General features: G+C 69.8%; 23 protein-coding genes and 2 pseudogenes. 11 read left to right on the forward strand and 14 right to left on the reverse strand.

The window, feature by feature from the left end:
* Positions 1 to 189 precede the first annotated feature (189 nt).
* The 6 genes from ACWD6P_RS02450 to ACWD6P_RS02475 all read right to left on the reverse strand — a co-directional run bounded on the left by ACWD6P_RS02450 (position 190) and on the right by ACWD6P_RS02475 (position 5,926).
* On the reverse strand, positions 190 to 1,101 hold the full coding sequence (locus tag ACWD6P_RS02450) for a SigB/SigF/SigG family RNA polymerase sigma factor (RefSeq protein WP_451442118.1): 912 nt from the start codon (positions 1,099 to 1,101) through the stop codon (positions 190 to 192).
* Between the two features lie 343 nt (positions 1,102 to 1,444).
* On the reverse strand, positions 1,445 to 1,927 hold the full coding sequence (locus ACWD6P_RS02455; protein ID WP_451442119.1) for an AAA family ATPase: 483 nt from the start codon (positions 1,925 to 1,927) through the stop codon (positions 1,445 to 1,447).
* A 142-nt stretch (positions 1,928 to 2,069) separates the two neighbouring features.
* Positions 2,070 to 2,303, reverse strand: a complete 234-nt coding sequence (locus ACWD6P_RS02460) for a hypothetical protein (RefSeq protein WP_451442120.1) — start codon at positions 2,301 to 2,303, stop codon at positions 2,070 to 2,072.
* Positions 2,304 to 2,804: 501 nt separating this feature from the next.
* The gene (locus ACWD6P_RS02465) at positions 2,805 to 3,398 is read right to left on the reverse strand and encodes a hypothetical protein (protein ID WP_451442121.1); all 594 of its coding nucleotides are present in this window, start codon (positions 3,396 to 3,398) and stop codon (positions 2,805 to 2,807) included.
* Between the two features lie 495 nt (positions 3,399 to 3,893).
* The gene (locus tag ACWD6P_RS02470; RefSeq protein ID WP_451442122.1) at positions 3,894 to 5,078 is read right to left on the reverse strand and encodes a zinc-dependent alcohol dehydrogenase; all 1,185 of its coding nucleotides are present in this window, start codon (positions 5,076 to 5,078) and stop codon (positions 3,894 to 3,896) included.
* Positions 5,079 to 5,395: 317 nt separating this feature from the next.
* Complete coding sequence (locus ACWD6P_RS02475; RefSeq protein WP_451442263.1) at positions 5,396 to 5,926, reverse strand: hypothetical protein; 531 nt, start codon at positions 5,924 to 5,926, stop codon at positions 5,396 to 5,398.
* A gap of 640 nt (positions 5,927 to 6,566) precedes the next feature.
* On the opposite strand from ACWD6P_RS02475, the gene ACWD6P_RS02480 reads away from it, so the two are divergent.
* Positions 6,567 to 7,139, forward strand: coding sequence for an EF-Tu/IF-2/RF-3 family GTPase (locus ACWD6P_RS02480; RefSeq protein ID WP_451442123.1), 573 nt, complete (start codon positions 6,567 to 6,569; stop codon positions 7,137 to 7,139).
* A 248-nt stretch (positions 7,140 to 7,387) separates the two neighbouring features.
* Here ACWD6P_RS02480 and ACWD6P_RS02485 read toward each other — a convergent pair whose 3' ends face one another.
* Together ACWD6P_RS02485 and ACWD6P_RS02490 are read right to left on the reverse strand one after the other, a co-directional pair.
* Entirely contained in the window at positions 7,388 to 7,579 is a 192-nt protein-coding gene (locus ACWD6P_RS02485) for a hypothetical protein (protein WP_451442124.1), read from the reverse strand.
* Positions 7,580 to 8,173: 594 nt separating this feature from the next.
* A complete protein-coding gene (locus ACWD6P_RS02490) occupies positions 8,174 to 9,136 on the reverse strand; it encodes a helix-turn-helix transcriptional regulator (protein ID WP_451442125.1) in 963 nt (320 codons plus the stop codon).
* 90 nt (positions 9,137 to 9,226) lie between these two features.
* On the opposite strand from ACWD6P_RS02490, the gene ACWD6P_RS02495 reads away from it, so the two are divergent.
* Positions 9,227 to 9,937, forward strand: coding sequence for an NADPH-dependent F420 reductase (locus ACWD6P_RS02495; protein ID WP_451442126.1), 711 nt, complete (start codon positions 9,227 to 9,229; stop codon positions 9,935 to 9,937).
* Positions 9,938 to 10,034: 97 nt separating this feature from the next.
* Positions 10,035 to 11,240 carry a winged helix DNA-binding domain-containing protein gene (locus tag ACWD6P_RS02500; protein WP_451442127.1) on the forward strand — a complete coding sequence of 402 codons (1,206 nt, stop codon included), beginning with the start codon at positions 10,035 to 10,037 and terminating at the stop codon, positions 11,238 to 11,240.
* Between the two features lie 184 nt (positions 11,241 to 11,424).
* Here the strand turns inward: ACWD6P_RS02500 and ACWD6P_RS02505 are convergent, their stop codons facing one another.
* Both ACWD6P_RS02505 and ACWD6P_RS02510 read right to left on the reverse strand, forming a co-directional pair.
* Positions 11,425 to 11,922 carry a pyridoxamine 5'-phosphate oxidase family protein gene (locus ACWD6P_RS02505; RefSeq protein WP_451442128.1) on the reverse strand — a complete coding sequence of 166 codons (498 nt, stop codon included), beginning with the start codon at positions 11,920 to 11,922 and terminating at the stop codon, positions 11,425 to 11,427.
* Positions 11,923 to 12,072: 150 nt separating this feature from the next.
* Complete coding sequence (locus tag ACWD6P_RS02510; RefSeq protein WP_451442129.1) at positions 12,073 to 13,548, reverse strand: globin domain-containing protein; 1,476 nt, start codon at positions 13,546 to 13,548, stop codon at positions 12,073 to 12,075.
* Positions 13,549 to 13,715: 167 nt separating this feature from the next.
* Between ACWD6P_RS02510 and ACWD6P_RS02515 the strand changes: the two genes are divergently transcribed.
* Positions 13,716 to 14,462 carry a response regulator gene (locus ACWD6P_RS02515; protein WP_451442130.1) on the forward strand — a complete coding sequence of 249 codons (747 nt, stop codon included), beginning with the start codon at positions 13,716 to 13,718 and terminating at the stop codon, positions 14,460 to 14,462.
* 107 nt (positions 14,463 to 14,569) lie between these two features.
* On the opposite strand, the gene ACWD6P_RS02520 is transcribed toward ACWD6P_RS02515, so the two are convergent.
* Positions 14,570 to 16,234: a GAF domain-containing protein gene (locus tag ACWD6P_RS02520; protein ID WP_451442264.1), complete on the reverse strand. Its 1,665-nt coding sequence runs from the start codon at positions 16,232 to 16,234 to the stop codon at positions 14,570 to 14,572.
* 379 nt (positions 16,235 to 16,613) lie between these two features.
* Here ACWD6P_RS02520 and ACWD6P_RS02525 point away from each other — a divergent pair.
* The 4 genes and pseudogenes from ACWD6P_RS02525 to ACWD6P_RS02540 all read left to right on the forward strand — a co-directional run.
* Positions 16,614 to 17,191: pseudogene (locus ACWD6P_RS02525) on the forward strand (alpha/beta hydrolase); the annotation flags it as partial.
* A 147-nt stretch (positions 17,192 to 17,338) separates the two neighbouring features.
* Positions 17,339 to 17,965: a LysE family translocator gene (locus ACWD6P_RS02530; RefSeq protein ID WP_451442131.1), complete on the forward strand. Its 627-nt coding sequence runs from the start codon at positions 17,339 to 17,341 to the stop codon at positions 17,963 to 17,965.
* A 63-nt stretch (positions 17,966 to 18,028) separates the two neighbouring features.
* Complete coding sequence (locus ACWD6P_RS02535; RefSeq protein WP_451442132.1) at positions 18,029 to 18,898, forward strand: NAD-dependent epimerase/dehydratase family protein; 870 nt, start codon at positions 18,029 to 18,031, stop codon at positions 18,896 to 18,898.
* Positions 18,879 to 19,070 (forward strand): annotated as a pseudogene (locus ACWD6P_RS02540) (hypothetical protein); the annotation flags it as partial. The gene ACWD6P_RS02535 and the pseudogene ACWD6P_RS02540, both read left to right, overlap by 20 nt.
* Here ACWD6P_RS02540 and ACWD6P_RS02545 read toward each other — a convergent pair.
* Entirely contained in the window at positions 19,061 to 20,221 is a 1,161-nt protein-coding gene (locus ACWD6P_RS02545) for a hypothetical protein (RefSeq protein ID WP_451442133.1), read from the reverse strand. The pseudogene ACWD6P_RS02540 and the gene ACWD6P_RS02545 sit on opposite strands and share 10 nt — an antisense overlap.
* A 554-nt stretch (positions 20,222 to 20,775) precedes the next feature.
* Between ACWD6P_RS02545 and ACWD6P_RS02550 the strand changes: the two genes are divergently transcribed.
* On the forward strand, positions 20,776 to 21,471 hold the full coding sequence (locus ACWD6P_RS02550) for a hypothetical protein (RefSeq protein ID WP_451442134.1): 696 nt from the start codon (positions 20,776 to 20,778) through the stop codon (positions 21,469 to 21,471).
* 30 nt (positions 21,472 to 21,501) lie between these two features.
* On the opposite strand, the gene ACWD6P_RS02555 is transcribed toward ACWD6P_RS02550, so the two are convergent.
* Complete coding sequence (locus tag ACWD6P_RS02555; RefSeq protein ID WP_451442135.1) at positions 21,502 to 22,791, reverse strand: MFS transporter; 1,290 nt, start codon at positions 22,789 to 22,791, stop codon at positions 21,502 to 21,504.
* A 104-nt stretch (positions 22,792 to 22,895) separates the two neighbouring features.
* Here ACWD6P_RS02555 and ACWD6P_RS02560 point away from each other — a divergent pair, with 104 nt between their 5' ends.
* Positions 22,896 to 23,348, forward strand: a complete 453-nt coding sequence (locus tag ACWD6P_RS02560; protein ID WP_451442265.1) for a winged helix-turn-helix transcriptional regulator — start codon at positions 22,896 to 22,898, stop codon at positions 23,346 to 23,348.
* 245 nt (positions 23,349 to 23,593) lie between these two features.
* Positions 23,594 to 24,106 carry a DUF1877 family protein gene (locus tag ACWD6P_RS02565; RefSeq protein WP_451442136.1) on the forward strand — a complete coding sequence of 171 codons (513 nt, stop codon included), beginning with the start codon at positions 23,594 to 23,596 and terminating at the stop codon, positions 24,104 to 24,106.
* A gap of 110 nt (positions 24,107 to 24,216) precedes the next feature.
* Here ACWD6P_RS02565 and ACWD6P_RS02570 read toward each other — a convergent pair whose 3' ends face one another.
* Complete coding sequence (locus ACWD6P_RS02570; RefSeq protein ID WP_451442137.1) at positions 24,217 to 24,675, reverse strand: nucleoside deaminase; 459 nt, start codon at positions 24,673 to 24,675, stop codon at positions 24,217 to 24,219.
* Positions 24,676 to 24,733 lie beyond the last annotated feature (58 nt).

Raw genomic sequence — 24,733 nt, forward strand, 5'->3', positions numbered from 1 at the left:
GCTCAATTGCTCGACCCCTTGACGCATCGCTGTAACGCATCGCCAGGCGCATCGCTGAGATGAGCTCCAGGAATTGGTGACTTTGCGCATTCCCTGGTAACCCTGCGCGAGGTGCCCTGCCCTGCCCTGCCCTGCCCTGCCCCTGCACTGCACGGCACCGGGCTGCAGCCGTCCTGGCCTCGCCTCAGTTCACTCCTCGATGAGGAGCCCCTCGCGCAGTTTGTTGCACGCTCGGCTCAACAGACGCGATATCTGCATCTGGGTGACACCGAGTTCCTCCCCGATCTCGGCCTGTGTCATCTCCGCTCCGAAACGCAGTCGCAGGAGCTTGCGTTCACGGGCATTGAGCTGCGCGAGGTGCGGTTTGAGGGCTTGGACGTGCTCCGCGAGCTCCAGGGCCGGGTCGTCGTCGCCGACGAGATCGGCGACGAGCCCCGGCTGCTTGCTTCCACCCGCCTGAAGGGGCCTGTCGATGGAATCGGCGTCGTAGCCGTTACAGGCCACGAGTCCTTCGCGGACCTCGTCCTCCTCCAGCCCCAGATGCGTGGCGAGTTCGGCCGGGGAGGGCTCATGGTTGCCCTCCCCGGCCAGCCGATCGCGGGTGCGGGCGAGCTCGGTACGGAGCTCCTGGAGCCGTCGCGGCACATGGACGTCCCAGGTCTGATCCCGGAAGTGGCGCTTGATCTCGCCCTGGATGTAGGGGACGGCCAGGGTGGTGAACTCGACGTGCCGACACACGTCATAGCGGTCGATCGCCTTGATCAGACCGACGGCTCCGACCTGCAGAACGTCCTCGACGCTCTCGCCGCGGTTCTTGAACCGCCGGGCTACGTAATGGACCAGGGAGAGGTTCATCTCGATGAGGGTGCTGCGCGCGTACTGGTACTCCGGGGTTCCTTCCTCAGTGATGGCGAGTCGTTCGAGGAACAGCCGCGACAGGTCCCGTGCGTCGGCCGGGGCGACGCACCGCGGCTCTTCGATCAACGGCAAGGGCTCCGCGGGCGCCGTGGTGAGGCTCTCCGTGGACGCACTCTTCGCGGACGTTCGTGCCGTCGCTGCCGTCGCTGCCGTCGCTGCCGTCGTGGTGCCGTTGCTCGTCATGCTGTGGCTCCTAGCGATTGCTGTCGGCCCCGTCGTCGGCCCCTACCCGTTCCCCCACACGCCATGTCAGGAGTCAGTCATGCAAGCCCTCTCCCTTGACTCAATTCGGCACCAGGGAAGCTCAGTTGGCGTCATGGACAGCGACCAGGCGCCATGACTCCATCGTCAACGCCGCGTGACTCGAATGTTGTAGTGGGGTAGTGGCACTGTCAGCCGGCGGCCGACAGGGCTCGCCACTCTGCTGCCGGGCGAGAGGCCCGCCGACGAGGGCTGGGCACGGCGCGCTCGTCCTCGGCGTCACGGCCCCCGGCTCCGGACTCTGGTCGTGCGCGATCCGCTCGGGTTACCCGGCGGGCCCCGGGGGCTCACGGCGCACCTCGAAGCCGCCCCGGCCGTCGAACCACACCTCCCATACCGCGTCGAACCCGTCCGCCGGAGATGGCTTGCGCAACTGCTTCAGCGTGGCCAAGACGCCGACGTCCGGGACGCGGGCACGGCCCTGGCGCGCGGCGTTGCGGCGCAGCGAGCCGGCCACGTCGGGAGGGAACCAGTACGACGTCACCGTGGCACCGTAGGCGTGAGCCAATTCCACCAGCGGGGCCCACTCTCGGGGGGACGGGTTGGTGTTGTCCACCGCCACTGCGCGCCCGGCGGCCAGATACTCCGCCACCAGCCGCATCTGCCGCCGCTGCTTGTTACGGGCGCCCCGGGGAAACAGGTCCTTGCTGACCCGTTCGTACCGGCCGGACAGGCGCTGCACGTAGAAGGTGGACTTCCCGGACGCCTGCAGCCCGATGAGCACGGCCACGTCCATTCCAGTCGCCATACCCATCACGATGGCACGCCGTCGGCGTTCGGGTGAAAGCCGTGGCAGCGGTGTCGTCACCGTCGGCCGTCGCTCCTACCAGCCTCGATCGATTCTGATGGGAGCGCCTGTGAGCAACAAGAACAGCCCCCTTCTGGGCTGCTCAGGCCCTGTCGGCGAGCGCCATGTGTCCCTGGGTACGGGCGCAGTGGGCGCTGCAGAAGAACGTGCCGTCGGATTGGTGACCGTGGCCGAGGATGCGGCAGCCGCAGTTCTCGCAGACGGGTGCGAGCTTGTGCGCTGCGCATTCGAAGCAGTCGAAGGTGTGGGCGGCGCCGGCCACGCGGACTTCGAAGGCCATCTCGTACTCGTTGCCGCAGACCTCACAGGCTGCCATGGTGCGCTCCTTCCCTGAGCCGGGGCGGGTCGGGTTTCCGCCCCGGGGTGTTTTACACATGTCCTCACGGAATCCGTGCCCCAGCGCGCCGCAGAGGTCCATCTGGAGCGACACCGACCTCATAGCGCCCGTCCGGTGGACCTCCGTGGTCTGGGCCTCGTTGCCCTCTTCGGCGCCCTTGCTGAAGTCCGCGGGCGGGTGCCGGAGCCGACGTCGGCCGCTCGGGCCTAACCCGGGCTCGGTCTCAGGCGAGCTTCAGGGCACTCCGGGAGCGGTCCGGGAGCGGGGTCCGGGAGCGATCCGGATTTCCACGGCTTCTCCGGGCAGTGCAGGCCGCGAGCGCGTCGAAGGTCCGCTGGGAGCCGGTCACGGAGTCCGTGATGTCGCCCAGCCCAGGTCGGCATCTGTGCCGGGCAGGGAGCGAGCGCGGAGTACAGGGGGAACCCCGGTAAGGCTTAGGGCCTGCCCCATCGGACACCCACCTAGTGCCTTGCGCAGCGGCTAACTGTTGGGGTGGTAGCGGCAGGGCGAATCGTCGCAGGAGGTGGGTACCTCCCACCGGCTACTGATGCGGTGCAGGAGGCCCTGATCCGCAGGACGGGCCGGGAGGTTGCACAAGATTTCGGTGGGGGAGTAGATCGGGCGCGCGTCGTCCTCGATGTGCTCGGGGTCGGTGTAGTGGAATTCCTCCCGGCGTTCCCAGGGCAGGGTGATGTGTGGCCGGTGGTCGAGGGGGTTGTCGTCGGCGAAGGAGGGGTGGAGCTGCCACTGGGTGCCGAAGGCGCGGTTGTGGACCTCACCGAGGTACCAGGCCGCAACCGCGACCAGGGGCGTGTCCATCACCTTGCGGGCCTGAGCGGGGCTGTCGAACGCGTCCCGGATGAGCGCTTCGAGCCGGGGGAGAGAATCCACGGTGAAGTCCCACGGCCCGCGGCCGGCGCGTTCCTTCGCCCAGGCGGGGAATCCGGTGCGCTGCTGTTCCAGCCACTTCTCCAGCACCTGGTTGTGGGCGCTGATGTGGTCTCGGGTTTTTTCTTCGCGCAGGTACTCGGCGTACTCGTCGTCGTCCATATCGCGCGGGTCGGTCCACTCCATGCCCCGAGACTAGGCGAACCATGTGTGCGCGGTTTAAAGATCCCGCATGGCAAGTGAGTTGTCGGTGTGCCGTCAGTAATTGTGGTGCGGGCAGCGAGAGCCTGCACTGGTCCAACTGGCGCCGTCAACGACAGCACCAAGCCCGCATCAGCCACTACCAACGACGCGGCCACACACCACCCGAACCTGCCAAACCATCAGGAAAAGCACCGTTGCAGTACTAGTGCGGGAAGGGGTGTGGAACCGGTGGAGCGCGTAACTCCCCCTCCTCTTCAGGTAGTTCACGAAAGCCAGGGCGTGCCGGGATGGGCTGGCCGCTGGCCGCTGGCCGCTGTGCTCACCGCCGGAGTCGAAGGCGTCACGGGGCCGCAGATCCAGGTAGACCGGGGCGATTCCGCGGCCGCGGTAGCCCAGGTCGGGTGTGGCCTTCCCCGGCGCCGACGGCCGCGCCGTCCCGGTGGCAGCGTCACGGGGCACCAGCAGGTCGCCGGGCGGTCAGGGCAGCAGCAGCGTTTTGATCATGCCGTCTTCCTTGGTCTGGAAGGTCTTGTAGGCCTGCGGGCCGTCCTTCAGCGGCAACTGGTGCGTGGCAAACCCCTCGACGCCGAGCGGGTCCTCGTCGGTGAGTAGCGGGAGGAGGTCGTCCACCCAGCGCCGGACGTTGGCCTGCCCCATGCGCAGCTGGACCTGCTTGTCGAACATGGTCAGCAGCGGCAGCGGGTCCATCGCGCCGCCGTACACCCCGACCACGGAGATCGTCCCACCCCGGCGGACCACGTCGATGGCGGTGTGGAAGGCGGCCATCCGGTCCACTCCGACGCGCGACATCAGCTTCTCCGCGAGCGCATCCGGGAGCAGGCTGACGACCTGTTGCGCGGCCTTCACCACGGGCGCCCCGTGGGCCTCCATGCCGACCGCCTCGATGACCACGTCCGCGCCGCGCCCGTCGGTGAGCCGGCGGACCTCGTCACCCAGGTCCCCGCCGAGCACCTCCACGTCCAGCGTGTGTACACCGCGTGCCCGGGCGCGGGTCAGCCGCTCGGGCACCAGATCCACCCCGATCACCTGCCGGGCCCCGCGATGCCGGGCGATCCGGGCGGCCATGTCGCCGATCGGCCCCAGTCCGAGCACCACGACGTGGGCATCGGGCGGCGGGTCCGCGTAGGCGACCGCCTGCCAGGCGGTGGGCAGGACGTCGGACAGGTAGACGAACCGCTCGTCCGGGGGACCGTGCGGGACCTTGACGGGCAGGGTGTCGCCGAACGGCACCCGTAGATACTCCGCCTGACCACCCGGCACCTGGCCGTAGAGCTTGGTGTAGCCGAACAGCGCCCCGCCCATGCCGTGTTCCCTGACCTGGGTGGTCTCGCACTGTGAATGCAGCCCCCGGTCGCACATCCAGCACGAGCCACAGGAGACGTTGAAGGGCACCACCACCCGGTCGCCGGGAGCGAGCGCGGTCACCTCGGGTCCCACCTCTTCGACGATTCCCATCGGCTCATGGCCGAGGATGTCGCCGGGTTCCAGATAGGGCCCCAGAACCTCGTAGAGGTGGAGATCGGACCCGCAGATGCCGGTGGATGTGATCTTGACCAGGACGTCGGTCGGATCGACGATTTTCGGATCAGGAACCGTGTCGATACGTACGTCCCGCTTGCCGTGCCATGTCAGTGCCCGCACCCTGTCCTCCTTCGCCGTACCGGGGTCGGCAAGGACTCGTACGTTCGTACGTTGCCGGGCGAGGCGTCACATCGGCTTGCCAGGCGCGCTCAGACGCGCTCAGACGCGCTCCGGGAGGATCCCCGTGCGCGCGGCAGGACGCGCAGTGCTCGACGCCGTCAGCCGCTGTGCCCAGTCTCCGGCTGGCCTTTCCCGCACGCAAACGTCCGAGCGGTCGACGTTCGGCGGCGGACCTTGGGCGCCGGTTGTCACGGAATGTACGGGCCGGAGGGCCGGAGGGCTGGACTCGCCTCGCCTTGACTACCGGTCGCCCCTAGCTAGGCGGGGTGCGTGTTGAGCTGGTCGCCTTGCAGATGCCGTACGAGCGCGGCGCGGTGCAGATCGGCGACGGGGCGGAGGAGGTCCGGATGGCGCAGTAGTGCCGCCGCGCGGCGATCCCGGTCGTCGGGCCTGGTCAGGCGGCGGAAGTCGAGGCTCACCCCGGCGGCATGCTCAGACCTCGCGAGGGCGGCCACCGCCTCGTCGGCGAGCGCGGGCGTGGTCAGCAGACACGCGGCCCAGCTCGCCACGACCTCGTCGACCCAACTGCGCCACGGTTCCTCTGATGCATCGGGTCCGGACGTGTCAGCCCCGGTGATCCAGTCCAGCCGGGCCGAGCCGCCGGGGCCGACGAGAGCGACGACGGCCGCGTCCGCTGCCGTGGGGTAGCGCAGCCATGCTGCGGTCGTGGCTGCCTGGTGCGCCTGGGCCTCTGCAAGGGCGGCGTCGAGGGCACCGCCGGTCACGGGGTACGAGCGCAGCAGCCACTGCGCGGTGGAGGCTATGACCGGTGAGATATCGGTGGACAACGGCACGCGTCCCTTCTTCGGCGCGCCACGGGGTAACTGCGGGTCGCGGGCCGTCACGGGAAACGCGGAGTCGGGCCCGCCCGCGGTCCCGGGCGCCCGGCAGCCTAGGCGCCAGGGCTATCAGGCGAAATGACGCAGATCACGCACAATGTGCCGAGACGTGTGCCCGGTGTGCCGAGAAGTGCGCCCGGTATCTGGCCCCAGCCGATCCCTGCCCGACATCTGGCCCCCAGCCGGTCCCGCCCGCCCACCGGCACTCTTGGGCCCTCGCACGCCGTGCCGCGCCTGGGCGTGGCTTCAGTGCCTCAGTACCGCATAGCCGCCAGCTGCCGTATAGCCGTCGGCCGCCGTATAGCCGCCGGCCGCGGTCAGCGCGATGCTGTCCCGCACAGGCGGCGAAAGTCTCCCGGCGGCCGTCTTGCTAGTGCGCAGGCTTGGCTGGAGCGGCGGCGGCCGCGGGGGAGCGCTGCCGCTGCCGTGCCCTGGGGCGTGTCCGGTGGGTCCCGGTCAGGTTGCGATGGAACGCGGGCTGCCTGTTCAGCGGTTGTTAGCCTCAGACTCCCGTCTGCGGCTGACGAGCACAGTCACATAGCGGTCTCGGGGAAACGTGGGTGGATCAAGGGGGTCAAGGGGGCAGTCGGTGGCGGATGCGGTGGGGAATCCGTTCCTGATGTGTGTCGAGGATGCCTTCTGCCTGCAGCAGGGGCGGGCGGTCATGCTGACTGGACGCATCGAGCGCGGGAGGGTGCGCAAGGGCGATGAGGTGGAGATCGTCGGCTCCGGCAGCCGCGTCATCGCCTGTGTCGCGGACATTGACCAGGGCCACGCGCGCATCGACGAGGCGTGTGCGGGGATGAACGTCGCAGTGCTGTTGCGCGGCGTCACAGCGGACGCGGTCGAGCGGGGCCAGGTGCTCGTGACGCCGGGCTCGGTCAGCGCCCACGCCGCGTTCACCGCAGACATCACGCTGTTGTCAGAGGAGCAGGGCAGTGCGGACGTCGTTTCCGGTGATCGCCTTCACTTCTACATCGGAGCCGCTGCGGTGTGGGGCACCGTCACGCTTCATGGCGCCGATGTGGTGCGGCCACTTCACGGGGCCGAGGTGACGGTGGTACTGGAAGAGCCTGTTGCCCTGGAGGAAGGCAGGTCCTTCGCCTTCCGCCACCACCATCGCGCCGCTGGGTCCGGCATCGTGACCCAACTCCCGCGCTGAGCTTCATGAGTGGAGCCAGAGGCTGATCGGATCGCTGTAACGGTGACCGTGCCCTGAAAGACGAAGGACCGCTTGTCGAAGCGCGTCGGCGCGTCGTAACAGCCCTGTGGACCTTCAGCTTGCCGATCAGCCGCTCGACTTCGGGCCGACCGGCCCCGCCAGGCCCACTCTGGCCCACTCCTGGTAGGAGGTTGGCCGGAGCCGGAGCCGGGGCCTACTGCCCCGATGTCGTGACGCGGGCGGCACGCTCAGATTTCGTAATTCTCGTCGAAGGTGTCACGCCGGTCCTGTTCTTCCTGCTGCTGGCGCAACTTCTTCTTCCAGGCCTCGTCGTCGGCAGCCGTTGAGCGGCCAGAGCGCTCCGCTGCCTTTTTCCGCTCCTCGTTCAACTTCGCCTCGACCTGCTCGCGGGCCTCTTGCGCATCGGACTTCCTGCCCATGGTGATCAGCCCTAACGATGATGTAGATAGATCGACTTTCGATCAGCGTCGCACGCCTCCGAGAAGATCGCATAGGGCGCTCAACGTTCCCCTCAACTTTCCCCTCAACGTTCCCCGGCGGCCGACACGAATGGCATCCGCGCGATCGCTCCGGGCGACCGTGCAAGAGCCCACCTGCGGACCCGCCGCAGTTCCGCGGACATGGTCCGCTGACCGTGCAGCTCCGTGAAGCTCCGTGCCGCGCCCGAGAAGCGACGGCGTAGCGGACCGCCGCCGGTGGAGCCGGTGGGCCTTGTTCTGCCAGGCGGCGCGGGAGGATAGTGGAAGGAGAGGCTCCGGCATGAATGGATGAGAGGTCGATGCCGCAGACCGGAGCTCGTAATCCAAGGGATGAGCCGGGCAGGCGCTGTTGAACAGCGTCTGCCCGCGTGGTTTATCTGCCGGTCCGTACGGCCGCCGACGCGGTGGCGGTGGTTGTGGCAGTGGCAGTGGTAGCGGCGGCGGGTCGGCGCGTACGCCAATCTCACTCAGTGCGCCAAGATGCGCGCCTCCGGCGGCCGCCGTGCCGGCCCCGCGGTGTCTGGCCCCTGGGCGTCAGTTCGTAGCGCGCAGGGTGCGGTGGGCGGTGGTGCGGAGGTGGTTGAGGACTTCGGGGTCGGCGTCGAGGGTGTAGTCGGTGTCTAGGGCGGCCAGGGTCTGGGCGATGCGCGGAAGGTGGTCGTCGGAGGCGTCGACACGGCAGGTCGTTTCGTCCAGGTCCTTGATGCGGGTGGCCAGGCCCCGGGTGCGGGAGCGGATGTCGTCGGCGCAGGCGTGGACGGTGGCGAGGGCGCGGTAGCGGGTGGGGGCGGCCGACAGTCGCTCTGCGACGTAACCGGCGGGGTCGGCGCCGCCGGGTATCTCGCGGGGCGGGACTCGTCGGCCGGTAGGTGTGGGGTCGGTGATGCGGTCGAGGCGGAAGATGCGCCAGTCGTCCTTGTCGGTGTCGTGGGCGAGGAGGTACCAGAGGTCGCCCGAGGCGACCAGGTGCTGTGGTTCCACCCGGCGCGGCGCGGTGGTGCCCTGGCGGGTGGTGTAGTCGAAGGTGAGGATCTCGTGGTCGCGGCAGGCGACGGCGAGGGTGGCCAGGAGGGCGGGGTCGGCGCGCGGCCCGCGGGTCTCCCAGGTGATGCCGGTGAGCGAGGTCTGCAGCGCGGTGACCTGGCCGCGCAGGCGGCGGGGGAGGACCTGCTCGAGCTTGGCCAGGGCGCGCAGGGCCGTCTCCTCGATGCCCGTCAGTCCGCCGGCGGCGGTGCGCAGGGCGACGGCGATGGCGACGGCCTCCTCGTCGTCGAGGAGGAGGGGCGGCAGGTCGGTGCCGGAGACCAGGCGGTAGCCACCGGTGTGTCCGCGGGCGCTGTCGACGGGGTAGCCCAGCTCGCGCAGCCGGTCGATGTCGCGGCGGACGGTGCGCACGGTCACCGTGAGGCGGTCGGCCAGGTCGGCGCCGGACCATTCGCGCCGGGTCTGCAGCAGGGACAGGAGCCGCAGCATGCGGGCGGTCATATCGCTCGTCATGATTTCCACTCTGCCCCGGTCAAAGGACACAGGCTGTCCTGAAGTCCTCCTAGTGTGGAATCGTCCGAACGAAGAAAACGGGAGAATTCCATGAAAATCGCTGTTCTGGGCACCGGCGGCGGCGCCCGCGCTCATATCGCCAAGCTCGCCGAACTCGGCCACGAGGTCCACGTCGGCACCCGTGACCCCGAGGTCACCCTGGCCCGTACCGAGCCGGACATGATGGGCACTCCGCCGCTGGGCCCCTGGCTCGCCGAGCACCCTGGCATCGAGCTGCACACCTTCGCCGACGCCGCCGCCCACGGCGAGCTGGTCATCAACGGCATCGACGGCCGCAACGCGGTCGCCGCCCTGTCCGCCGCCACCGAGCAGCTGGCCGGCAAGACGCTCATCGACTACGCGGTGCCGTTCCTCTACAACCCCGACATCGAGCACCCGTGGCCCACGCCCTGGGGCGTCATGCCGAAGCTCGACCCGTGCGACAGCGACAGCCTCGCCGAGCAGATCCAGCGGGCCCTGCCTGCCACCAAGGTCGTCAAGGCGTTCGTCACCCAGGAGCAGGCCACCGTCGTCGACCCGAAAGCCATCGGCGGCGGCGACCACACCATGTTCCTCGCCGGGGCGGACGCCGACGCCAAGAAGCAGGTCACCGAGCTGCTCACGGCGTACGGCTGGAGCGACATCCTCGACCTGGGCCCCCTGGTCGCCGCCCGCGGCATGGAGATGTACGCCCACATGCACAGCGCCATCGGCTTCGCCCTCGGCTTCGGCACCCACTTCGGCATCAAGGTCGTCCGCTGAACCGCCCGCACGGAGCCGGAGCCATGGCCCGCCACAGCCACTGCGCCCTGCCCATTACCCCCCACTGCGCCCTGCCCACTACCCCCCTCTCCCTCCCATGACCTCCCTTCCCCGCATCACCGCCGCCGAGCGGCGGGCCCGGCTCACCTGCCGCCACCTCCTCGCGCCGTCCGTCCGGGCGAAGACGCCCGAGGAGGTGGCCGCGGCCCTGACCGGTCTGCACGCCACCGACCCCGCCACCGTCTTCCTCGCCGCCGCGGCCCGCATGCACCAGCCCACCCCCGCGGCCATCGAGCAGGCCCTCTACGACACCCCGGCCGGTACCCCGCACGGCCGCCCGGCCCTTGAGCGCATCCGATGCATGCGCCGCACCATGTTCGTCGTCCCTGCCCGACTCGCCCCCGCGGTCCAGGCCGCGACCGTCCGCGACCTCTCCCGCCACCGCGCCGACGCCCAGGCGAGACTCGGCGAGGCGCTCGGCTGGGACGGTCCGCGCTACGCGGCCGCCGAGCAGGCCACGCTGGCGGTCCTCGCCGCGGGCCGTGCCGCCACCGCCGCCCAACTGGCCTCTGACGTACCCGACTTGCGCGAGCAGATCATCAACTCCCCCGGCAAGCCGTACGAGTCACGCCAACGCGCCAGCGCAACGATCCTCGGTGTGCTCGCCGCCGAGGGCCGTATACGCCGGGCCCGCCCGGCCGGCTCATGGACCTCCGCACAGTTCCGCTGGGCCCCGGCCCAGCCCCTGCCGCACATACCCGCCCCTGAAGCCAAGACCACCCTGGCCCGTCACTACCTCGCCTCATTCGGCCCCGTCACCGTGGAGGACCTGAAGTGGTGGACCGGCTGGAACCTCACCGACACCCGCAAGGCCCTCGCCGCCACCGGCGCACAGGCCGTCGAACTCGACGCCGGCACCGGCTACCTCCTGCCCGAGGACCTCGCCACCCTCCCCGACGCCCCCGAGCCCGCGGCGGCCCTGCTGCCGGGCCTGGACCCCACGGCAATGGGCTGGCGCCACCGCGACTGGTACCTCGACCCCGCACACACCAAGGCCCTCTTCGACCGCAACGGCAACATCGGCCCCACGATCTGGTGGAACGGCCGCATCATCGGCGCCTGGACCCAGCACCCGCACGGCCACATCAACCACTACCTCCTCACCGACCCCGGCCACGAAGCCCGCAACGCCATCGACACCGAAATCGGCCGCCTGACCGCTTTCCTCGCCGGCACCCGCGTCACCCCCTGCTACCGCACCCCGCTCGAACGACATCTTGCCGCGCCGCGGAAGAGCCCCTGAGCCGGGGGTGAGGTTGGCCGTAGGGGGAATGGTGTGGTGCTGGACGGATCCGAGGACCTGCTGCGCGACGCCGGGTACGCCTCGGTGACCCGCCTGGAGCTCCCCCTGGAGCCGACCGCGACGCTCGTCCTCGGCCGCAACCCGGCGACAGTACAGGGCACTTCGCCCGGTACTCGGGAATCCCTTAGGGGGACAGCCGCAACCCCGTGACCAGGTCCGGGCGGATCCGCAGCGCGTAGGACATCTGGTGGTCGGTCCAGGGATGCAGCAACGCCTGGTAGTGCGCCAGGTCGTCGGGATCGGTCACAAGGTGGCAGTAGCCGGTCACCACCACGCTCCAGCCGCAGTGCGTGGCCGGGTCGATGACGTCGGCCTCGTAGGCGACGACCACCCCCTCGTCCTCCGCCTGCTCGGCCAAGGTGGTCAGCGCCGCGCCCTCGTGGGTGCGGATGATCACCTCGCCGTGGTGCAGGAGGTGATTGACGGGGCGGATGGCCGGCAGCGCGTCCTGGGTGAAGACGATCCGGCCCAGCGACACGCTGCCCAACAGGCGGAGGGCCTCGGCACGGTCCAGTGCGGTGCTGCGGCGGGACGCCTCGCGGTCGGCCCAGGCCACCAGCGTGGCGTCGGTGGCTGAGTCGGTGGCTGTCCCGGTGGTCTGCCGGGCCGGGGTGTCGTTCACGGTGTGCTCCCTGTCCTTGTGACACTGCTGACGCACTGAGCCGTCGGCCAGTGGAAGGCCCCCGGTGCCCACCCGCCAGGGGCCGTTCGGCCCGCCTCGGACCGCGCAACTTTTAAGGGGCCCGGTTGGTGCGTTACCCCTCCGCGGCGGTCACCCCTCCGCGCCGGACACCGCCCCGTCCGCCCCGTCCGCCCCGTCCACCGTGTACGCCGCGCAGCCGCCGGCCGATGGGGCCAATGGGGCCGATGGGGCCAATGGCCCCGGCACCGGGTCGTGGCGGATGTGGTCGGTCGGCATACCGGCCGCGGTCAGCCGCGCGACTGTGGCACCGACCATGGCCGGCGGACCACTGACGAAGGCGAGATGGTGTGACCACCGCCCGTCTCGCGCCACCGCCTCGGCCAGCGGACCGTACCTGGCCAGCGGCCCGTACCCGGCCGACGGGCCGTACCCGGCTGACGGGCCGTCGTTCTCCGGGACGGCGTCCTCGTCCAGCACCCGGACCACCCGCAGCCGCTCGTGGCGTGCCGCCAACTCGGCAAGCGCCGCGGCGTCGTACAGCTCGGCGCGACTGCGGGCGCCGACGAAGAGGTGGACCCGGCCAGCCGCGCGCCGCGGAAGACCGCCCGTACCGCAGCGACGGCCCGCCCACTCCTCCAGCAGCGCCTTGATCGGCGCCCAGCCCGTGCCGCCCGCCACCATCAGCAGATCGCGGGAGCGGTCCTCCTCCCGGAGCGTCATCGTGCCGTGCGCCGGGCCCAGCCGCAGGATGTCGCCGACCCCGGTGCCGCTGACCAGGGCCTCGCTGACCCCGCCGGGGCCGGTGCGCCGGACGTGGAACTCCACCTCGCCGTCGGGCCCCGGCGCCGACGCGGGGGAGTAGTGCCGCCACGCCTGGGGGATCAGTGGGCACTCGACCGCCGCGAACTGGCCGGCCTGGTACGGGTACGGCTCGTGCAGCCGTACCCGCAGCACCGCGAGGTCCGGGCGGCGCCGTTCGTGGGCGGTTACCGTGCCCTGCCAGCACGGGGGTTCGGCGAGCGCGGCGTCGGCGCCGTCCACCATCGACGCGACGGCGAACCGCACCATCCGCACCCACGCCTCCTCCACCGCCTCGATCCAGCGGGGCCCGGCGGTGCGCCGCAGCGCCGCACACAGTGCCGTCTCGAACGCCTCGTAGTGCACCGGCCGCACCCCGAGCTTGCGGTGGTCATGGCCGAGCTGCCGGAAGTAGGCGGCCACCTCGGCGGGGCGGTGCAGATTCTCGATCAGGTACCAGAAGGCGCGGGCCAGATGCGCCCGCTGGAAGTCCATGGACGCCGGGAACAGCGACCGCAGGTAGGGCCACCGGGCGAACATCTCGTCGTAGAGGCGGGCGATCAGGTCGCCGAACGGCGTGACCAGGTCGAGGTACTGGGTGATCAGCCGCTGGTCCGCGGCGCCGTCGTAGGCGGCGGGCGTTAAGGCCGGCGCGGTTGCCCGGCCCTGGCCGAGGATGCGCCGCCGCAGCCGCATGGCGTCGTGCCGGGCGAGCAGGGCGTGGTACTCGCCGCCGACGGTACCCGCGGCGGGCCGTCCGGACGGCACGGACGAAGCGGAACGTGCGGGCTGGTAGGACTGCTGCATGGAATCGACCTCCTGACGGGAGCGCCAGTGTCGCAATGCGGTGCGGTGCCCGAGGGGCCCCGGTCCCCAGGGCCGTTCGGCCCTTGCGCGGGCCTCCGGGCCCGACGAACCTCGTGGCCGGGGCCCTTGTGCCCCACCGATCCGCGAGAACCACAGAGCGAGAGTGCATGAACCAGCAGCCCGTTCCCCCTGCCCCCGCCGCGCCCGCCGCCGCGCCCGTCGCCGCCCCCGCGACGCCGCTGCGCGTCTTCATCCTCGACGACCACGAGGTGGTCCGCCGCGGAGTGCGGGACCTTCTGGAGGCGGAGGAGGACATCGAGGTCGTCGGGGAGGCGGGCGACGCCCGGCAGGCCCTCGCCCGGGTGCCGGCGGTCCGGCCGCAGGTGGCCGTGCTCGACGTCCGGCTGGGCGGCAGCGACGGACCCGACAGCGACCACGAAGGGATCGAGGTCTGCCGGGAGTTGCGGGCCCGCGTCCCGGAGCTGGCCTGTCTGATGCTGACGTCCTTCGACGACGACGAGGCGCTGTTCGACGCCATCATGGCCGGAGCGGCCGGCTATGTGCTCAAGCAGATCGACGGCACCGCGCTGGTGCACGCGATCCGCACGGTGGCGGCAGGGCAGTCGATGCTGGATCCGCGCACCGCGACGCGGGTGATGGAGCGGCTGCGCGACCCGGGCCGGGAGCAGCCGGCCGAGGCGGAGACCTCCGAACTCGGCCGGCTCTCACCGCGCGAGCGGGAGGTGTTGGACCTGATCGGCGATGGTTTGACGAATCGTCAGATCGCTGACCGGCTGTTCCTCTCGGAGAAGACGGTCAAGAACCGGGTGTCCGCGATCCTGTCCAAGTTGGGGGTGGGCCGCCGGGTCCAGGCGGCGATGGTCGCCGAGCGGCTGAAGGGGCCACGGGCGTGACCGCAGCACCGGGAGCCTCGGGGGCCTGATCTGCCACTCCCGGACACGGTCACACCGGGGCGAACGCTGCCGCGTTGTGACCGCGTCCGGCACCGGAAGGCATCAGGTCAGCCGGGCAGCGGCACCCGCCACACGATGCGGGTGCCACCGCCCTCCGGCCTCTCGACGGCCAGCCGGCCGCCGTGCATGTCGGCTCGGGCCCGCATGTGGGCCAGACCTCCGGTGTGCGGTGCGTCCCCCACGCCCACCCCGTCGTCCGTCACCGTCAGCGTCACCGCGTCCGCGGTCACCGACAGCGTCACGTCCAGGTGGCGGGCGTGGGCGTGGCGGGCGGCGTTGCTGAGGGCCTCCGCGGTCACCGCCACGAGGTGAGGGGCCAGGTCGTCGGGGACCGCGGCGTCCACCGGGCCGTCGATCCGCAGCGCCGGACTGAAGCCGAGGGGGCCGGCCGCCCGCTGCACGGTCTCGGTCAGGTCCCGGCGCAGACCACGGCCGTCCTTGCCGTCCCCGGTGGTACGCAGCCCGAAGATGGTGGACCTGATGATCTTGATGGTGGTGTCCAGGTCGTTGACCGCGCGGCCGACCCGTTCGGCGGCCTCCGGACGGTCGATCAGCCGGGTCGCACTCTGCAGGGTGATGCCGGTCGCGAACAGCCGCTGGATGGCGAGGTCGTGCAGGTCCCGGGCGATCCGGTCACGTTCATGGAGCACCGTGAGCTCCTCCGACTCGGCCCGCCGACGGGCGAGTTCCAGGGCGATCACGGCCTGGTCGGCGAAGCCCGATATCAGTGTGACCTCGGCATCGTCGAAGGCGGCCCGCCCGGCCAGGCGGCTCAGCCGCAGCGCGCCGCAGCCGGTGTCCACCTGGAGCGGGACGGCGACCGTCGGCCCGTACATCTGCGTGGGCTCCCCGTCCGGCGCGGCGCCGTCCGGCTCCTCTTCCTCGGTCCGGTGTACGGTTCCGTCGCCGGAGGCCCCTGGGACGAGCGGGTACGCCCGTGGGTCGGCCCGTAGATCGGCACTGACCACCGGCCGGCCGCTGCGGGCGGCCATCCCGGGCAGTGAACCGTCGGCCGGCACGCGCAGCCCGAGGATCCGGCTCGCGCCCGTACCGCACGCCACCGCCACCGTCAGCTCCTCCGCGGACGAGGGCGCATGGCCACCCGCACCCGGCAGCAGGACCGCCGCGGAGTCCGCGCCGGCGACGTCCTGCGCGCGCTGCGCGATCAGCCGAAGCACCTCGTCGGCGTCGGTACCGGACAGCAGGCTGCGGGTGATCTCACTCAGTGCCTCCAGCCACCGTTCGCGGCGGCGGCTCTCGTGGTACATGCGGGCGTTGTCGATCGCCACCCCCGCCGCGATGGACAGCGTGGTCAACACGGCCTCGTCGTCCGCGTCGAACGAGCCGCCGCCGCGCTTCTCGGTGAGGTAGAGGTTGCCGAACACCTCGTCGCGGACCCGGACCGGCACTCCGAGGAAGGTCCGCATCGGGGGGTGGTTGGCCGGAAAGCCATGGCTGTGCGGATGCTGGGTGAGGTCGTTGAGCCGCAGCGGCGCCGGATTGCGGATCAACTCCCCGAGGATGCCGCGACCGCACGGCGTCCGGCCGATCAGCCCGATGAGCTCGTCGGACATCCCGACGGGCAGGAACTGCGACAGCTGCCCGTCCCCGACCACGCCAAGCGCCCCGTACTCCGCGTCGGCGAGGGTGACCGCCGCCTCCACGATGCCCCTGAGCACCTGAGGGAGTTCGAGCCCCCGCCCCAGGCTCATCACGGCGTCGAGCAGGCTGCGCACCCGGTCCGGCTCGCGGAGCTGCGGCCCGTGCGGATCGCTCACGGCCGGTGCGTACTGCTGCGATTCGGACATGACCGTGCTGCTCCAAAGATCCCGTACGTCTGCTCGGCAGCCTACGTGATCAACGCGGCAACGCCGGCGCGCACCGGCGCCGACCGGCCATCCGAAGGCTCTACAAAGAGGGCCGACCGACCCCGTCACCGAGGGCCACCGAGGGCTACCGGGGACCACCGAGGGCTACCGGGGGCCACCGAGGGCCGATCGCCGCCCGCGAGAGGGCCGTTCGGCCCTGGTCGCCGCAGCGGTCGCCGGCTGACGATGTGTCTGCCGGGAAGGGCCGGTCTCCCCCGTGCCAATGGCTCTTCCCGGCTCCGGCCGCTCCATGGTCGAACGCGACTTCACCGTCGGCGAGGTCCCCGGCGTTCTCTGGTCGCCGGCCTCCGGCGCCGATCGCGCGCCCCTGGTCCTGATGGGCCACGGCGGCGGCGCCCACAAGAAGCATCCGGCGATGGCGGGTCGCGCCCACCTTCTCGTAACCGGCTGCGGCTTCCATGTCGCCGTCATCGACGCGCCCGGCCACGGCGACCGGCCGCGCACCGCGCGCGCGACGAGCAGGAGATCGCCGAGCTGCGCAAGGCGCAGGCGGCGGGCGAGCCGGAAGGACCGATCGTCGTCCGTTACAACGCCCGCCTGGCGGAGCTCGCCGTGCCCGAGTGGCAGGCGACCCTGGACGCCCTTCAGGAACTTCCGGAGCGCGTCGCCGATGGCCCGGTGGGCTACGTCGGCCTCGCCCTGGGCACCGCGATCGGGGTGCCGCTGGTGGCGGCCGAGCCCAGGATCACGGCCGCGGTCTTCGGCCTGATGTGGCCCGATTCCCTGGTCGAGACGGCGAAGCAGATCACCGTCCCGATCGAGTTCGCCATGCAGTCGGATCTGCCCACCGGACGCCGCTACCGCGGTCCAGGTCGGCCGGAAACGATCTTCTAGTCGACGCGGACGCGGTTGGTCCCGCTCTGGCCTGCCCCGAACAGGACGGGGGAACCCGTGGCTTGGCGCGTGCCCGTTGCATAGGCTCGTTGTGTGCAGTGGCATCAGGTACTCGGCTTTGTAGCCGCGGTCACACCCCTCACATTGATTCCCGGCACCAGTTTCATCCTCGTCACGCAGCAGGTGATCGCGGGTTCGCGGTCCGATGGCGTGCGCGCCGCATTTGGCTCAGCGTGCGGACTCTTGGTGCATGCAACGTTTGGCGCGGTTGGCTTGTCGGCTCTGGTCATGTCGTCGGCTCGGGCGTTGACGGTGGTGAAGCTCCTGGGCGGCATCTATCTCATCTGGTTGGGCGTGACCACGTGGCGCTCAACGCGGCGAAGCGTCGAACCAACGGCAGCGAGGCGATGGCACTTGCCGTGGGCGCGGCTCGGGGGCTTTGGCCAGGGACTGTGGTCCAACGTCCTCAATCCGAAGGCGGCGTCGGTCTATCTCACCCTGGTACCGCAGTTCCTCACTTCCAGCCGCCCCATCGCGCCACAGATCGCGGCGCTTGCGGCCGCGCATGTGGCCGTTGTGCTGGTGTGGTTGCTGTTCTGGACGTCTGTGGTCGCCGCCGCGCGCACAACGATTGACACACCTCGGTTCCGATGTGGGATGAGCCGTCTGGCGGGAGCCGTGCTGATCGCGCTGGGGATTCGAACCGCGACCGCGAGCTGACTCCGCCTCCCTATTTAGCCGTTGCATCTCAGGAGATCGGTTCCACGCCGTACAGTCGCATGCATGCATGGGGCAACGAAAAGAGCCGCTGCTGGGCTGGTTGCGGTGACGGGAAGTTCGGGCCTGGTCGGATCGGCCCTGGCTGCGGCACTCGACGCAGCCGGCTGGGTGGTCCGCGGCGTGGACCGGGTCCCCGGACGCTGGACGAGTGTCGTCGGAGACCTGCGAGACCGGCCCGTGCGGCTGGCCGCATTGCAGTCGGCCGATGTCCTGGTCCATACTGCCGCGCTGCACGCCCCGCACGTCGGGCGCGTGGCCGATGAAGAGTTCCGAGCCGTGAACGTCGGTATGACCGCGGGCCTGCTCGACGATGCTGCCGGCCTCGGCGCCCGGCGGGTTCTCTACATCAGCAGTACGAGTGTGTACGGACACGCCCTGGTGCCCACCGACCGTGCGGTCTGGGTGGACGAGCAGCTCACGCCGCTTCCCAGGGACATCTACGACGAGACCAAACTGGCTGCAGAGGAGCTGGTCGCCGCCTGCGCCGTTTCTTCGGTCACGCTGCGCATATCGCGATGCTTTCCGGAGCCACTGCCTGTGCGGGCCCGCCACCTGCTGCACCGGGCAGTCGACGCTGCCGACGTAGCAGCGGCAGGTGTCCTGGCCGTGACGCACCCCACCGTGACCGGCAGGTTCAATATCTCCGGGCCGCACCCATTTCACCGAGAAGACTGCCTCGCCCTTTCCCGCGATGCGGGCGCGGTGCTCGCCGAACGGGTTCCGGACGTCTTCCAGGCATTCCGCGACCAGGGGTGGCCAGTGCCCGATCGCCTGGACCGGGTGTACGACTCGACTGCCGCCGCAAACGCGTTCGGTTACCGGCCTGTTCGCGGAGTCCGGCAACTACTGCGCGATGCCTTGGCCGCCCCGTAGCTGCTGTTTCCGTAAGTTCGTGACCGCGCTGCGCGGTCAGGAAGCAGACGCGGTCCGACGAGGCCTGCCATGGAGTCCGCCGCTGGAGGACCGGGCCCTGCTGGCCGCCGCCTACTGGCGTACCAACCTGACGCTGCGTCAACTCGTCCCGCTGTTCGGCGTCTACCGTGCTGGCGTAAGACCCCGGGTGATGGGGAGTACCTGAGCGGCCCGGTCAGGGAAGGTCATCAAGTAGTTCCGCCATTCTTCTCGGCACTCGCGGCAGAGTTCCACTCCGCCGAACCTTCCTGACGCTTCGGCTCCATAGAAGGTCCGATAGCGGCAGCGAGGACACCGAGGGCTCTGGGCATTCTCCAGCATCGTGAGGAAGCCGGGAAAGAACAGCCGGTCTTGTTGGGACGCCACCTCGTCGAGGTGGTGCTCAGGAAGGCTTGTGTCGTTGGCATCGACGCGGTACCAGAGTTTGAAGTTCCCGCGGGTTTGGCGCACTACCCGTTCGGTCTCGGCTCTCCCGATGGTCAGGTCTTCCTCGGTAAACCGGTACCGTCGCATCATCATGTGGATGGGGCCGCCGAAGTAGCGAAGGAAATTGACGGCGTGCCGTCGCGCACGGCTGGGTGCCCAGGCAGCGTCCAGAGCCCAGAGTACTTCCCGGCATCGTCGATAGCACTCGCTGCGCAGGTCACCCCCGACGTAGGCGAAGGTACTGTTCGTCTCACCCTCTGCGCGGTGCTTGTAGTAGGCGACCGCGTCATAGAGGGTGTCGCCCAACTCGGTGAGGATGTGGAACTCCTCCTCGCTGAACCACTCGTCGTCCAGGTCGTTGCAGGTGAGCGCTGCGGCCATCGTAAACCGGGCCAGCGCATCGCAGTCCCGTAGACGGAACCAGTCCCTCGGCGACTGAGCAAGAGCGTTCACATATCGACGAAACAGCTCCGAGTTGCGATTCTCGCTGGCCTTCTCTGCGGTGATCACCAGGAAGGTTCGGTACTCACGAGCCATGGATTCGTTGGCTGGGGTTCCCTCGAACAGCGTGTCCAGAAGTTCGTCGAGGTCGTAGCCCAACGGCTGGCGGCCGTTGATGATGTCCACCATGCCCCCGTGGAATTCGGCAACGATGCCGATGATGATGATTCGTGTGAGGGCGACATAGCGGTTCCAGTTGGTGAACTCGGGTACCACGCAGCGGATGTACTCCCAGGCGCAGGCCCGGGTTTCGGCTCTGATCTCCTCAGGCAGGTCCGTTCCCTGGAGATCGCTGTCGAGCACACTCGGGTAGAACCAGGAGTCGCGGGCGGTGTGCCTCCCGCCCCTGTCGGACATGACGAAATCCCTTCTCAAGAGCGAGCGTCAATGCAGCAAAGCACGTCGACAGCGCTATCGAGAAGCGGTCCGCTGCCCAGATCCATGAATGCGTGGAAAGATGTGCTGCCAGGCCTGTGCGAAGTCGCGAAGTCGTGATCAGTGCGCTTGCGGAATGTTTGTGTGGCGAGACGTGGACTGCGTGATGGCGGGTGGGCCACTGGAGTTGGACTGGGCGAGGGCCAGGTAAGGTAGCGCTCTTCGGGGCCTAGCTTCCGGAGTCCTAAAGGCGACTGCCAATGAACCTCCGCCCCATGACGGCTCGTTCCGATGCCGCGATACACCATGTGTGGCGACTTCCCGCTGCCGATGCCGTGCAGGGGCACCGAGCCCTCTGGTGGAGCGTCGGGCCCGCCGGGGAGCTAGCGGTCCTGTTGGTCCACCGGCGATACCTTGACCGCAGCCGCTACATCAAGGGGTGGATCGGCTGGAAGCCAACAGTCCCATTCAACGGTGAGTTGGTCACTGTCACTGGCACTGGCACTGGCACGGGGCAGGGGGAGCGGCGCATCCTGGTGAAGGACATCCGGATTTGGCCCAGCCACTTGGCCCTGCTCCCGGACTCCCGGTTCCTGCTGGTGCGCGGCCGTACGTTCCGGAACGAGCCTGAGGGCCCCTGGACGCCCAACGCCGTGGTGTTCTCCCCCTTGGGCACACCTGAAGCCGAGTTCTGCGTCGGCGACGACATCCCCGCCCTGATCACCGACGTCCACGGCGGCATCTGGACCGCTTACGGCGACGAAGGCATCTACGGCGGCCACCCCGAGTCAGGAGCGGGCCTCGCGGGCTGGAACACCCTGGGCCAGACGTCCTGGGCTCCCAAGGGACGGCTGCCCGATCACCCACTGGAAGGCTGCACCGCGGCGACCGAGAACGAAAAGGTATGGCTCGTCTGGTACTCCGGCACCAGCAGAGGCGGCACCTTCCTGACACGGATCACTCCGTCCACCGGCGAAGTGGCCAGCTATCCCAGCCCCGTCCCCCAACCGGACGGATTCGCGGTCCGCGGCAACCGGGCAGTACTCACCCGCCGCGACCACAACAAGCGCTCCATCGAGCTCATACGTGCCGAGCTCACCGGCACCACCTGGGTAGTGACCAGCCGCCGCCGGCTTCGGGTGCCCGGTCGAGTCGTCATGCACTGCGGCCAAGGCCGCGACGGCTCCCTCTGGCTCCGCACAGGCGACACCTGGCTGCGCATAGAGGCATGAACACCCCGACAACATCCAGGATCTGTTTGATCATGCGGAAGGTGCGTCTGTGTCTACCAGCGCCCACAGCGCGAGCCCGAGGCAGCTGAACGCCGCACCCAGTGCGCATACGGCGCCCCAGCCCGCCACCGTGTAGAGGGAGGTCGCGGCGATGGCGCCGGTGGCGCTGCCGATCGAGTAGAAGACCATGTATCCGCCGATCAGCCGGCTGCCCGCGTCCGGGTGCAGCGCGTAAATCAGGGTCTGGTTGGTGACATGGACCGCCTGCACGGCGAGGTCGAGCAGGATCACCCCGACGACCAGGCCCCACAGCGAGCTGCGGGTGAAGGCCAAGGGCAACCACGAGGCGGCGAGCAGGGCCAGGGCGAGGCCGGTGGTCCGCCGGGAGAGTCCGCGGTCGTTCAGGCGGCCCGCCGCGGTCGCGGCCAGGGCGCCGGCGACACCGATCAGTCCCAGCGCCCCGATCGCGCTGTGCGGCAGGAAGTACGGGGCCGCGCTGAGCGGCAGCGCGACGCTGCTCCACAGGGTGCTGAAGGCGGCGAAGATCAGCAGCCCGAACAGGGCCCGGAGCCGCAGCAGTCGTTCCCGTGCGAACAGGGTGATCGTGGAGCGCAGAAGCTGTCCGTAGCGCAGGGTCGTCTGCGGAGCGTGTATGTGGCGCGGCAGCACTCGGTACAGCACCAGGGCGAGCAGTGCGGTGAGCGACGCCGAGGCGAGGTAGACGGAGCGCCAGCCCGCGAGGTCGGCCATGAGGCCGGATGCGGTGCGGGCGAGCAGGATTCCGACGACCACGCCGCTGGTGACCAGACCGACGACCCGTCCGCGCCCGGCGGGAGGGGCCAGTGATGCCGCGAAGGCCACCAGCGTCTGCGTGACGACCGCGAGCAGCCCCGTCGCGGCCATGCCCGCGAGCAGGACCGCCGCCGTCCGGGCGGCGGCCACCACGGCCAGCGCCACCACCAGGAGCAGCAGCTGGGCCACGACGAGCCGTCTGCGGTCGGCCACGTCGCCCAGCGGCACGAGGAAGAAGAGTCCTAGCCCGTATCCGACATGCGTGAGGGTGACTACGCTGCCGACAAGTGCCGGGCTCATGGCGAGGTCATGGCCGATGGTCACCAGCAGCGGCTGGGAGAAGTAGACGTTGGCCACCGCGGCCCCGCAGGCGACGGCGAACAGTACGACGACACCACGGGAAAGGACGAACGCGGAATCTCCCCCGCTGCCCTCACTTCCCTCGCTTGCCCCGCTTCCCTTGCTCCCCTCGCTTCCTCCGCTTCGGGCTTCGGTCCGTCGTGCCACAGCCTCACCGTTGCCGTGCATCAGCACTCCTCCCCGCAAACTGGTTTCAACTTGCCACCAATCATGACGGCGACGGTAGCCCGACTTGGTAGCATGTTGCAACCATCGTGAGAGTGAGGGACGACATGGTCACCAGGACACGCTTCGACGACAGCGAATGTCCCGTCGCCCGGTCGGTGGACGCGATCGGCGACTGGTGGTCCCTGCTGATCGTGCGGGACGCCTTCGACGGAAGCCGGCGCTTCGGGGAGTTCCAGCGCAGCCTCGGCGTGGCGAAGAACATCCTCACCGCACGCCTGCGCACCCTGGTCGCCGGCGGAGTCCTCGAATCCGTCCCCGCCTCGGACGGCAGCGCCTACCGCGAGTACGTACTGACCCCGAAGGGCGAGGCGCTCTTCCCCGTCATCGTGGCACTGCGGCAGTGGGGCGAACAGAACTTCTTCGCCCCCGGCGAACCACACTCACAGTTGGTCGACCGCCGACAGGGACATCGCCTCCGCGCACTGGAAGTGCTGTCCGCGGACGGTCGACGACTGAACCCCGACGACACCACCGTCCACAAGGTCTCCACCCAGTGAGGTCGATGTGCTCCGGCCGGCTCGTGCGGCGCCGGCGAGGAGGGCATGAGCGCGCATCTCAGCCGCCCCCTGCCCAGGGCCTGCCCGGCGGATCTTGTGACTACTAGCCTGCGACGATGGAACGACCTGTAACCGATGTGCCCGAGCGCCTCGCCCGGTCTGCGGATCCGGCCCGGGTGAATGACTAGTCCGCCGCACTGCACGACCGCGGCGCCGTCGTCACCGGCATCGACACCAGCGCCGGGATGCTGGCACTGGCCAAGCGACGGCTCGGTGACGACGCGGACGCGCACCAGGTCGACCTTCGCGACCGCTTGCCGTTCGCCGATGAGCTGCCCGAGGACGCGTCGGATTGTGAAGCCCTGTTCGACGTGGAGTTCGACGAGCTGCGCCGACGGGTCCGGGCAGGGGACGCAGTGTGGCTGGAGAGCGACTTCTTTCAGCTGAACGAGCTCTACTGGCCCCGGTCGGAGTCGGGCGGCGACCGGGAGCTCCCCGTCTTCGGTGGCCGGCACATACCGGACTCCGGCGGCGGCCCGGGCCATGTGGTGCTCGACCCGCCGGAGGTGGCGCGCGCGGCGGCGTACCTGGAGGGGGTGTCGTTCCCGGACCGGTGGCAGGAGTGGCGGCAACTGCCCTCCTCCCAACCGGATGAGGAACTGCGGGAGTGTCTGGCTCGGTACCACGAGGACCTGCGAGCCTTCTACCGCAGGTCGGCGGAGCGGGGCTTGGCGGTGGTCAAGCACTTCGCGTTCTGACCCGCCCGGAATTCCCGGGTCCGCGACCGTTAGGCCGGTCCGCGACCCTTAGGCCGGCCAACTGACGGACCACATCGCACACCCCTCCGGACCTTCGACTACGGCTACGGCTACGGCTTCGACTCCCCGATGTCCTCCAGCCAGAGTTCCGGTCTGGCCGCGACGAAGTCGCGCATCAGTGCCACGCATTCTGCGTCGTCAAGCACCACGATCTGCACACCGTGCTCCGCGAGCCATGCCTGGCCACCGTCGAAGGACCGGGCCTCGCCGATCACCACACGCGAGATGCCGAACTGACGCACGAGTCCGCAGCAGTACCAGCATGGGGAGAGCGTCGTGACCATGGTCGTCCCGCTGTAGGTGCGCTGCCGTCCGGCTGCCCGGAAAGCGGCCGTCTCGGCGTGCATGGAGGGGTCGCCGTCCTGCACACGCCGGTTTCGCCCACGCCCGAGCAGAGCACCGTCCGCGCCGTACAGCGCGGCCCCGATCGGGATGCCGCCCTCTTCCAGCCCGGCGCGGGCCTCCTCCAGCGCGACGTCGAGCAGGGTCCGTTCCCGAATGAGATCCATGCCCCCATTGTGCTCTTCGCGGGATTCGTGCTCAATGGAGACAGCGGCTGAAGGGGGA

The organism is Streptomyces sp. NPDC002446, assembly GCF_053595675.1.

What these genes read in the sequence shown, in the direction of transcription:
- ACWD6P_RS02450 (WP_451442118.1), bottom strand. Translation starts at nt 1,101, where the DNA reads ATGACGAGCAACGGCACCACGACGGCAGCGACGGCAGCGACGGCAGCG.
- ACWD6P_RS02455 (WP_451442119.1), bottom strand. Translation starts at nt 1,927, where the DNA reads ATGGCGACTGGAATGGACGTGGCCGTGCTCATCGGGCTGCAGGCGTCC.
- ACWD6P_RS02460 (WP_451442120.1), bottom strand. Translation starts at nt 2,303, where the DNA reads ATGGCAGCCTGTGAGGTCTGCGGCAACGAGTACGAGATGGCCTTCGAA.
- ACWD6P_RS02465 (WP_451442121.1), bottom strand. Translation starts at nt 3,398, where the DNA reads ATGGAGTGGACCGACCCGCGCGATATGGACGACGACGAGTACGCCGAG.
- ACWD6P_RS02485 (WP_451442124.1), bottom strand. Translation starts at nt 7,579, where the DNA reads ATGGGCAGGAAGTCCGATGCGCAAGAGGCCCGCGAGCAGGTCGAGGCG.
- ACWD6P_RS02490 (WP_451442125.1), bottom strand. Translation starts at nt 9,136, where the DNA reads ATGACGAGCGATATGACCGCCCGCATGCTGCGGCTCCTGTCCCTGCTG.
- ACWD6P_RS02495 (WP_451442126.1), top strand. Translation starts at nt 9,227, where the DNA reads ATGAAAATCGCTGTTCTGGGCACCGGCGGCGGCGCCCGCGCTCATATC.
- ACWD6P_RS02500 (WP_451442127.1), top strand. Translation starts at nt 10,035, where the DNA reads ATGACCTCCCTTCCCCGCATCACCGCCGCCGAGCGGCGGGCCCGGCTC.
- ACWD6P_RS02510 (WP_451442129.1), bottom strand. Translation starts at nt 13,548, where the DNA reads ATGCAGCAGTCCTACCAGCCCGCACGTTCCGCTTCGTCCGTGCCGTCC.
- ACWD6P_RS02515 (WP_451442130.1), top strand. Translation starts at nt 13,716, where the DNA reads ATGAACCAGCAGCCCGTTCCCCCTGCCCCCGCCGCGCCCGCCGCCGCG.
- ACWD6P_RS02520 (WP_451442264.1), bottom strand. Translation starts at nt 16,234, where the DNA reads ATGAGCCTGGGGCGGGGGCTCGAACTCCCTCAGGTGCTCAGGGGCATC.
- ACWD6P_RS02535 (WP_451442132.1), top strand. Translation starts at nt 18,029, where the DNA reads ATGCATGGGGCAACGAAAAGAGCCGCTGCTGGGCTGGTTGCGGTGACG.
- ACWD6P_RS02545 (WP_451442133.1), bottom strand. Translation starts at nt 20,221, where the DNA reads ATGTCCGACAGGGGCGGGAGGCACACCGCCCGCGACTCCTGGTTCTAC.
- ACWD6P_RS02555 (WP_451442135.1), bottom strand. Translation starts at nt 22,791, where the DNA reads ATGCACGGCAACGGTGAGGCTGTGGCACGACGGACCGAAGCCCGAAGC.
- ACWD6P_RS02560 (WP_451442265.1), top strand. Translation starts at nt 22,896, where the DNA reads ATGGTCACCAGGACACGCTTCGACGACAGCGAATGTCCCGTCGCCCGG.
- ACWD6P_RS02565 (WP_451442136.1), top strand. Translation starts at nt 23,594, where the DNA reads ATGCTGGCACTGGCCAAGCGACGGCTCGGTGACGACGCGGACGCGCAC.
- ACWD6P_RS02570 (WP_451442137.1), bottom strand. Translation starts at nt 24,675, where the DNA reads ATGGATCTCATTCGGGAACGGACCCTGCTCGACGTCGCGCTGGAGGAG.